The sequence below is a fragment of the Kaarinaea lacus genome (assembly GCF_975902315.1).
In genome coordinates, this window is the sequence record NZ_CDLKIE010000174.1 from 1 (window position 1) to 10577 (window position 10577).

6 protein-coding genes are annotated in these 10577 nt (G+C 42.4%); 4 read left to right on the forward strand and 2 right to left on the reverse strand.

Features of this window, described 5'->3' with window-relative positions:
* Positions 1 to 99: 99 nt before the first annotated feature.
* Entirely contained in the window at positions 100 to 552 is a 453-nt protein-coding gene (locus ACWVCM_RS05030; protein ID WP_455200625.1) for a GAF domain-containing protein, read from the reverse strand.
* 450 nt (positions 553 to 1002) lie between these two features.
* Between ACWVCM_RS05030 and ACWVCM_RS05035 the strand changes: the two genes are divergently transcribed.
* On the forward strand, positions 1003 to 1857 hold the full coding sequence (locus ACWVCM_RS05035) for a hypothetical protein (protein ID WP_455200626.1): 855 nt from the start codon (positions 1003 to 1005) through the stop codon (positions 1855 to 1857).
* Between the two features lie 48 nt (positions 1858 to 1905).
* Here the strand turns inward: ACWVCM_RS05035 and ACWVCM_RS05040 are convergent, their stop codons facing one another.
* Positions 1906 to 4440: a PKD domain-containing protein gene (locus ACWVCM_RS05040; RefSeq protein ID WP_455200627.1), complete on the reverse strand. Its 2535-nt coding sequence runs from the start codon at positions 4438 to 4440 to the stop codon at positions 1906 to 1908.
* 381 nt (positions 4441 to 4821) lie between these two features.
* Between ACWVCM_RS05040 and hrpA the strand changes: the two genes are divergently transcribed.
* From hrpA to ACWVCM_RS05055, 3 genes are all read left to right on the forward strand, one after another.
* The gene (hrpA, locus tag ACWVCM_RS05045; RefSeq protein WP_455200628.1) at positions 4822 to 8736 is read left to right on the forward strand and encodes an ATP-dependent RNA helicase HrpA; all 3915 of its coding nucleotides are present in this window, start codon (positions 4822 to 4824) and stop codon (positions 8734 to 8736) included.
* A 262-nt stretch (positions 8737 to 8998) separates the two neighbouring features.
* On the forward strand, positions 8999 to 9145 hold the full coding sequence (locus ACWVCM_RS05050) for a hypothetical protein (RefSeq protein ID WP_455200629.1): 147 nt from the start codon (positions 8999 to 9001) through the stop codon (positions 9143 to 9145).
* A 123-nt stretch (positions 9146 to 9268) separates the two neighbouring features.
* The coding region (locus ACWVCM_RS05055; protein ID WP_455200630.1) for an SCE4755 family polysaccharide monooxygenase-like protein at positions 9269 to 10577 on the forward strand (1309 nt) is incomplete at its 3' end.

Sequence of the window (10577 nt, forward strand, 5' to 3'; positions counted from 1 at the left end):
ATTGATGACAAGGTACTCATTACGCACCTGTATCATATTGAAAGAACTCGCTAGACTATCTTAACTATAACTATAACTGTAAATTTGAATTTTACTTTATCACCGCATCAGAGATTCCACTGGAAGAATTTTATCACTTTGAGTTTCAATAATCTTGCTGGCACGTTCCGCCAGAGTTTCAATGACTTTGAAATCAGATGGGGAAAATACTGGTTGTTTTGGTAAGCGTGAAGAAAAGTTCAACGTTCCCCAAATTTGATTATCAACGATCAGCGGAGTACCTATATATGCACGCAGTTGTGTACTAAGGTAAACAGGATGTTTTAACATCTCAGAAATTTCAGCGACATCATCAAATGTCATGGTTTGTTCTTTGCAAAACACATCTCTACAATAGGTATCTCCCAGGGTGAAGATATCTCCTTGCTTGATCCCACTATAGTCAGTATCAATAGCGTGTACATGATACTGGTTGTTTTCAATGCGACTAATAATGCCCACGTGTACACCAAACCTGGATTTGCCTTCCAGTAATATTTTTCTGAGAGCCATAACTCAACCTCTAGCCAGGATGTTAATAATGCGGGGGCATTTTTTGTTACGAAAACTTTAGATTTACCGATCAAAATTTGTGCCAATAAAAGACGCGCACAGCGGGAATACCTTTATGGAACAATAGCTAAGAATAAGTCTAACTTGGAGTCAGAAACGTAAAAACATTGTAAAAATACACCAGGATACTGGCGGAAATCTTTCGCAATCTTGCTGAAACATTCGAAATTATCGTTAATATGCCAGCATGCTGTTCTTACCTATAAATAGAACTAGATAAAAACGAAACGCTACAGTTAAAATCGTGCCATGCTACGGTTGATGTTTTATGACAATGCTTCATTTGCCGGTAAAGTGATGAATGGACAAACTCAGCTATACACCAGTAAATTGGATGACCATTGCTTATTCAATGGATAAATAAAATGCGCGGAAGCATAGAGTGCCGTAATGAATGATTCAAAGTTGGCTGTCAGAAAACTCGTTATTTCAATAGTTGCCCTGGTAATAGCAGCGATTGCTGTGTTAGGTGTCATCGATGAAAAAGGAGAGGTCTATACGGATGAATCATTTAAAAGGGCGCTGATTACTTTTGGTATTGCGAGAGGGCTGAATGGCGTTATCTCTGTTGCGCAGGGGACTGAAATTGCCGTTCACCCCGCTGGATTTGGGGTAAATTTTACGCCCGGCCAGATACTCGATCCTATCAACGATCTTGTGGAACAATTCTCCTGGATTATGTTGGCAAGCTCAGCATCGCTGGGTATTCAAAAAGTCCTGTTGACGATTAGTTCTACCCACCTGCTAACCCTATTGCTCGTTATTGTATTGAGTGTTTATTTGATATCCGTCTGGCGACCGGACTGGTTCGCTTTCGGTTTGAAAAAGTCCCTGGTGTTCTTTGCGGTCGTATTAATGTTTATTCGATTTTCGGTTCCACTGGCGGCATTGGGCAGCGAGGCGATGTATTGGTACTTTTTGCACGATCAGTACCTGGAATCCAGCACGGAACTGGAAAAAACCCAGGCTGACATTAGCCAGGTCAGCAGCGAGCAAATTGCTTCTTACCAAACCGAAGAAGAGGATATTATTGATAAGGCTAAACGATTTTTTGAATCGGCAAGTCAAAATATTGCCATCAATGATCGAATTGACAAATACAGGGAGTTGGCCTCCGACGCGACCAAGCATGCAATTAATTTAATCGTGGTATTTGTAATTCAAACCATCATGTTTCCGTTACTCTTTCTCTGGATCATATTTCGCAGCACAAGAGCAATATGGGCAAAGCTGGCACTTATTTGAACAATCTACAAGGTACCAATTCCTTTTGCCCATATCGTTGTGATACCGTTATTGAGTATTTTTCAGAATAGTGACCGAACATTCTTTTTCGCCCTGATCCAGGGACTGGTGTTTGCGGCAGCGTTTGTATTCGGTTAATTTAATTTCGCCCACCGCTGCATGATCACCAAAAGTCAGGATAATACCAGCGAAGGGTTTGAAATTGTCCTCATTGATGAAAACGCGCTGTTTATACACCTTCATTTTCTGGCGGTTGAAATCCAGTTCTACCATTAATTGGCGGTTTTTGTGGACGTAAACACCGGATTGTACTGCTTTAAAATCATGAAAATGTGTCTTGAATATATCAAGGTTACCGAAGTGCAATGCGATTATGTCATCGGGCGCCGGTAATCCACTAAATTCAAATTGTGTCCCAAATCTGAATTTATTGCGCTGCGGTTTGTACTTATGAACATTAAGTTTGTAGTGTGTATTATTGATAGTAAAGTCAGAGTTTACACTAACTACAAAGCTTTGTTGGGTGCTGGAAATACCGTCACTCACTGTTACAAGTCCATGGTAGTCACCCGGTTCCAGATAGGTGTGTGTGAGTGTTAGTACATCGTAAACCACCGTGCCATCTCCCGTTTCCCATACAATACTGAGATTGTCATTGTCAGGATCAATAACATCAATTGATAGATTGGTAGTTAATGGTGCAATACCTGTTGTTGGTGATACCGTCAGATTAACAATTTCAGGCGGTTGATTGACGGCCAGTACATTGATAACTATTTCTGCCTGGCCCTGATTATCCAGGTTGTCGGTGACAGTTAGCACCGTAATATAAGTGCCTGCGTTGTTATAGACGTGGACAGGATTCATTTCAGCGCTGCTAGAACCATCACCAAAATCCCACGACCAGCTGATTGGCCCCGACTCAGGATCATAACTTTCGCTGCCATTGAAACTGACCGTCAAGGGCGCATAACCTTCAGTGGTATCGGCTGTGATTCTTGCGACTGGCGGCAGATTTTCAGTGACAGTAACAAACACTTCATCCGCTGAACTTGAAACAAGTCCGTCGTTGACGATAAGTGAAAGCACAAACACACCGGTCATATCGGGTATGAATGTGGGTGCCGCTTCACTGGAGGTCCAACCTGCCAACGCGCTGTTTTCCGGTGTCGAGACAACTTGCCATTGATAGAGGCTAATCGGCGTGCCATCCGGATCAAAAGAGCCTGTGCCATCCAGTGTTACGCTTTGTCCTAAAACAACACTGGTATCGTTACCTGCATCAGCAACCGGAGGATTATTCAGTACTCCTCGGTCAAATAGAAAGACGTCATCGAGATTGTTCGTGTCGGGAGTCACAAAGTTGGAAGCAAGAGAAAAAGCAACCACAAATTGACCATTCGCATTAAGTGATGGATTGAAGGTGGAATTGTTAGAAGGCTGCCCATCCTGGGTATTGGTTAGTAACTCCGTAGTACCATTCTGCTGATCATAGATATAAACGTCCTCAAGTTGATTACTATTTGCAACATCAAGGTTGGATGCATAAGTAAAAAAACTGATGAAACGCCCGTTTTGACTAATAGCTGGTTGATAACTGGGGCCATCGGTATCTCCGCCTGTAGTGGACTGACTTACCCTGGAAACGGTTCCCAGGTTTTTGTCGTAAACAAAAATATCTGACTCGCCATTGTTGTCATTTAATATAAGATTAGTTGCAATTGATTCGAATACGACAAAATTTCCATCGCCACTGACTGCTGAATAAGAATTGCGTCCGTTACTGGGTTGGCCGCCAGGCGCTATTGATGCCAGGGTAATAGCGCCAGTTTGCCTGTCATGTAAAAAAATATCCTGAATGCCATTACTGTCATTTTGGACCAAATTCGAAGCATTGGAGGAAAAAGTGACAAATTGTCCGTTGGCGCTGATCCTGGGCTGCCAACTGTCCATATTGCCCTGATTCCCATTGGAATCGACACTGACGCGTACAGTGGAACCTGCCACTGTGTCATGCACAAACACGTCAATAGCGCGGTTTGTGTCACTGCCAACGAGGTTGGTTGCCAGGGAATAATATGCAACGAATTGTCCATTTTCGCTTATCGATGGGCTGAAACTGTGACTGGTTGCCTGCTGGCCAGCGCTGTTAACGGAGGCACGTAAGGTTGTTAATGCAACACGATCATAAACAAATATATCAATGACGTTATTGCTGTCGTTAGTGACAAGGTTTGATGCGAAAGACTCGAAAGTAATGTAACGTCCGTCAGCCGAGATTACCGGGTTAGTACTTCCACCATTAGCTTCAGTGTAATTAATACCGATACTGACGCGTTCAATAACTCTGGTTTCCGTGTCTACAAGAAAAATATCCGTTGCATCATTGGTATCGTTACTAACTAAATTAGTAGCATCTGATTCAAAAACGACATACCGTCCATCGGCACTGATGGAAGGGTTGATACTGATTCCGTTGGATTCATCGTTAATTCCGACACTCAGTTTTGAGATAGTCGCTGCTTGGGATAAACATCCCCATGCGACAAAAATAAGAAAAAAACCCGTCTTTAAACTGCTCATGGCAACAACTCCGCTAATTACCACTCCGTGATTGGTTTTTGACTAATAGTTTCCGCGCTATTAGCACTACCTGAATTTTTATACGTCTAAGGTTAGCCATTAAAACCTGGCTAAAGCGATTCGGAGTTCATGCTTTTGCGAAAATAGTTAACTTTGTAATTAAAAATCGAATTCAATCACAGTATACAGGCCAACCAATACTCACTAACGCTAACGGTTGACTGCCTTTATTCATCGAGTAGAGTCGCCTGGTGTTGTTTTCTACCATTTGAGTAACATGTATAATTGATCTGATAAATACCTGAATAAATATTATTTTGATTTTTTCGCAGATTGTGTTGAGTCCATCACAACAGAATTAATATTTAGTCACACAGTATTATGTTGCAAGAAACAGACGAAATAATCCGACAGCTCACTGAGATACGAAAATCACTGCACCAGGCATTGATCAAGGATCGTTATGGACTGAATAAACGCATTCAAAACATTTTGTCCCGTGTTAAAAAAGACAATAAACGGCAAGACAAGCAGCAACGAATCGACAATTTACTGCAGGATTATCAAAAATCCTGTGAACGCTATGAGAAACGCCTGGCGAGCTTGCCTGCGCCCGCATTGAACAGTGCACTACCTGTCATTGAATACAAAGATAAAATTATTCAGGCAATAGAAAACAATCAGGTTGTGGTTATTGCCGGTGAAACGGGATCCGGTAAAACAACGCAGCTGCCACAAATCTGCCTAGAGATGGGGAGAGGAGTGGGTGGTTTTATTGGCCATACACAACCCAGGAGAATCGCTGCACGCAGCGTGGCACAACGTATTGCGGAGGAGCTAAACAGTGAATTAGGGGATCTTGTAGGGTACAAAGTCAGGTTTACAGGTAATGTACGCCCAGAAACGTACATTAAACTGATGACCGATGGAATACTACTGGCAGAGATGCAAGGCGACCATTTTCTTAACCAGTACGACACATTAATTATCGATGAAGCCCATGAGCGTAATTTAAATATAGATTTCCTGTTAGGTTATCTGAAAACGTTGTTGCCGAAGCGCCGCGACCTGAAAATCATCATTACATCGGCAACCATCGACACAGAACGGTTTTCCAGACATTTTAATGATGCGCCAATTATTGAAGTTTCCGGTCGAACTTATCCTGTTGAAGTACGCTACCGTCCATTGGGCGAAACAGAGGAATTAAGCGACCAGGGAAACAAGGTACAAAACGCAATCCTTTCCGCGATCCATGAACTTGACAATAACGGAAGAGGGGATGTGCTGGTTTTTCTGAGTGGTGAGCGGGATATCCGGGACATTAATAATTATTTAAAAAAGCAGCTGGATCATCGGAGTAATGAAATATTGCCATTGTTTGCCCGCCTGAGCAGTAAGGATCAAAACAGAGTATTCAAAACTGGCCACAAACGGCGCGTTATACTGTCTACCAATGTGGCAGAAACCTCACTCACTGTTCCGGGAATTAAATACGTAATCGATACTGGTAAAGCGCGCATTAATCGCTACAACTACAAAACGAAAGTGCAAAGACTACCAATAGAAAGCATATCCCAGTCAAATGCCAATCAGCGTAAAGGCCGGTGTGGCAGGGTATCGGAAGGTGTATGTATCAGGCTTTACTCGCAGGAAGATTTCGAGTCACGTCCGGTATTTGCCGATCCAGAAATCAAACGTGTCAACCTGGCTTCTGTTATATTGCGCATGAAAGTATTGAAGCTGGGCCACATTGAAGAGTTTCCTTTTCTTGACCCACCGGACAACCGCTATATAAAGGATGGCTATAAATTATTAAATGAATTATCTGCAATTGATCACCATCACAAGTTAACTAAAATCGGCCGCCAACTGGCTCGAATGCCCATTGACCCCAAAGTGGGTCGGATGTTAATTGAGGCTGCGACACGCAGCGCGCTGCAAGAAGTGCTAATTATTGCCAGTGCGTTATCGATACAGGATCCTCGGGAGAGACCGCACGAGTCAACAGAGGCCGCGGACAAAAAACATCAGTTGTTTCAGGATGAGCAATCCGATTTTTTATTCTTTACCAAACTGTGGAAGGAATTCCATGAACAATCCAGACACTTGTCCAATAATCAATTAAGAAAGTGGTGTAAAACACATTACCTGTCATACCAGCGTATGCGAGAGTGGCTGGATGTCCGATCTCAGCTGGAGGAAATCGCCCGGGATATCGGTGCTAAATTGAACCAGCAGGCTGCAGACTATGCGGAAATTCATTGTTCATTATGCAGTGGATTGCTTGGCAATATCGGTTTGCGCAAAGAAAAACAGGAGTATACAGGCGCGCGTGAAATAGGTTTTTCGCTATTTCCGGGCTCGGCTTTAACGAAAAAGCCACCTAAATGGATAATTGCGGCAGAGTTACTCGAAACGCATAAATTATATGCGCTTACTGTCGCCAGGATTCAACCCGAGTGGTTGGAACGCCTTGCGTCGCATATCACAAAGCACCATTACTCAGAACCGCATTGGGATGACAAGTCTGGTCATGTATCAGCATTTGAAAAGATAACCTTGTACGGTTTGACCATTATAAGTAAAAAGAAAATTAACTATGAAAAGATATCAATTATCGAAAGTCGTGAAATTTTTATCCGTGCCGCATTGATAGAACACAGCTTGCAATGCAATGCACATTTTTATCAACATAACATCGATTTAATAGAACAAATAAAGTCAGAAGAGGACAGGCAACGAGTACGAGGGATGCTGGTAAGTGATGAAAAACTCTATGCTATGTATGATGAAAAAATTCCCGACAACATCTGTAATGCCAGGAGTTTTAATAAGTGGATCAAAAACAAGGAACACATCGACAAACAGTATTTATGTTTTAACAAACAACAACTGATTGATGACAGTTTTTCAATAGCCGAGGATCAACAACGGCCTCATCACTTGACTATCAACAGTATCAAGCTGGATCTGGAATACGCTTTCGATATTGGAACGCAGCATGATGGCGTGACGGTGTTGATACCCCATGTATTAATTAATCAGGTTCCGGAATACGCATTTGACTGGGTGGTACCAGGTTTTTTGCAGGAAAAAATCGTTGCCCTGATCAAAGCACTCCCTAAAAAGTATCGCCGTTCCTTCGTGCCTGCGCCGGAATATGCCAAAGCATGCGCGGAATCCCTGGAGCCTTACCAAAGCCCGTTAATCGAATCGCTAACCCGGGCGCTCCAAAAAATGACGGGAGTGAAAGTACCCAATGAAGTATGGGCGCAGGCAACTATTCCCGAGTATTTGCAAATGAATTTTAAAATTGTTGATGACGATAGCAATGTTCTGATGAGCGGTAGAAATCTTGCACAATTAAAGCTGCAATTACGGCAAAATGAATCTGTAGTTACTCCTCCGGAGATGACGAAATCTGAGACATTCACCCAATGGAACTTTGGAGAAATCCCGGAACAGAAAACTGTGGATGTGCGCGGTTTTAAATTGCTGGTTTATCCCGCCTTAATCGATAACGGTGACAGTGTGTGTTTACACAATTATGAACAACCCGAAGAGGCGTTCGCCGCGCATAAACGGGGTGTCAGTCGCTTATACCAAATACAGGAAAAATCCAAGATTAAGTACATTGAAAAGAATTTAGCCCATGTCAACGAGATGTGCCTGAACTTTTCCAGTGCGCTAAATTGTGCAGAGATGAAGCAGGAATTATTGCAAAGCATAATCACCGAAGCACTGTTTAGTGATGACGAGAATATTCGAACGGAGACAGCGTTTAAACAGAGGTCAGCAGAAGCCAACGCGCGGTTAATGTCAGTATCAAATCGTTTGTGCGATATATTGTTAGAGGTATCTCGTTACTATAAAAAAGTAAAGCAGGTTATTTCAGGCCAGACTTCTTTGAGCTGGATTCAATCCATTCAGGATATGCAATCGCAACTGGATCATTTGATATACCCTGGTTTTATTCAGCAAACTGACAGGCAATGGCTGGTTCAACTGCCAAAATATTTATCTTGTATTCAGCAGCGATTAAAAAAGCTTGAACAGGACCCACAGAAAGATCAACAACGCTTGACGCAGTTAGCACCGTACTGGAACCAGTATCTTGAATGGGCGGAACATCATCACTTAATAAAACATAATAATAATAAACTGTCGCATTATCACTGGATGCTACAAGAAATGAGAATTTCCCTATTTTGTCAGGACTTAGGAACCAGTATCAAAATATCTTTCCCGCGGCTTGACGAAGTCGCTAGCGAAATTAAGGATTCACTAAAATAGCTTTAGAAACCTTTCTTTGCACTAGTTTATTATAAGTGTTCAGGACTCCTGAATAGCTAAATAAAACAATAATATACAGCCTGCTAACAATCCGTAAAAAGAACAAAATATAACCCCTACGAGGTGCTACTTAGTAAACTAAGTGGTATCTTAGGTGGTACCAAAAATGCCGACTCGTTCGGGTTTTTGATATTAAAAGCGTGTTTAGATAATTCTTAAATTCCAAAACTTCGGTTTTTGATTTTTAAAAACGGAGATGTATATGCAGAGGCAGCAAAACGAAAAAACAGCGGTAAAGCAGCAAAAGCCATGGCTGGATACCGTTGATCTGGAGATGATATTTGTAAACGCCATAATCATTTGTGTTTTAGTTATTTTTATAGTCGCGACCGATGTCTTGATGTCGTAGTTCATCCCAAATAAATGGAAACATACATATAAAAGAAATCGTTATGTAAATTTATTGGGGCGTTAGGTTAGTAAGGCAGGAAAAAACGAATAAAAACCGTTGGGGTCGTAGTGGAGAAGTAGCATGTTAGGGTGGAAAAAAATATTTGCTGTAGCTCAACTGATTGTTTTGATGCTCATTGCAATATTGTATACAGAAATGGCGAGTGCTCATGCTCGATTTGTAGTGGACAGTGCTACGCCGCCGCGATCGGATAATGCTGGTATTAAAACCGGTCCATGTGGGGGCTATCCACCTTCCCAGGATCCGGTAGTATTTACACCCGGTCAACAAATCACCGTGGAATGGGAAGAAACTATTAACCATCCGGGTTATTATCGTATCGCATTCTCACCCGCAGGCGATCAGGGATATGATGAGAACGTTTTATACCAGGTAGACGATGACCAGGATGGTTCAGACGTTCCACACTTTTACAGCGCGACTATTACACTGCCTGACATTGAATGCGAAGATTGCAGCCTGCAATTGATTCAATATATGACTGAAAGGGATCCACCAAGCTTGTATTATTCGTGCGCAGATATACGTTTAGTTGCCGATGGTCCTCCACCGGACGTACAAAACCCCCTGATAGCTAGTGGCAATAACGAAATAAGTATTTCATGGCAATTTCCCAATACGAGTGATTTGCAGGTCCTGGTATTGCAGGATACATCGCCAATCACAGGCACGCCCATAACAGGTTTGGCTTATACCTCAGGAGATACTGTTGATACTGCCAGTGTTTTATATGCAGGTAATGCCAGCCAGGTTATTGCAAACAATTTGTCGCCGAATCAAACCTATTATTTCAAGATATTTGTCGTTGATTCAGCTTATCGATACTCAACAGGGATTGAACTTCAACAAACCGTTGCCCAGGAGTTGAATGACACCGAGCCACCATTAAGTGTGCAAAATTTCACGGCCAGCCTGGTGGATAACTCAGTAGAGTTAAACTGGGAGAATCCCGTTGACGATTTCTATAAGGTATTAATTCTTTGGGATACCAATCCAATTATTATCAATCCCATCGACAGTAACCGGTATGATGCAGGAGATCTTATAGGAACGGCTCGCGTGGTATTTAATGGACTGGGTAATGCAGCGACCGTCGTTGATCTTTTAAGTGCGCGAACTCATTATTTCAAGATTTATACACATGACAGTAGTTTTAACTACTCGCAGGGTATCGAATCCAGTGTTTTTCTTCCCGCTGACGGTGTAAATCAAAAACCGCAGTTATCGTTGGCGGTGAGTCAAAACGGAAGCCCTGTGACCACTGTTTACCAGGATAAAGGACTGGTGACGATCAGTGTAATTATCCAGGATGATAGTGACGTATCTCAGGCAACCATTAGTTGGGGAGGTACCGATACCAGGTTGGTCG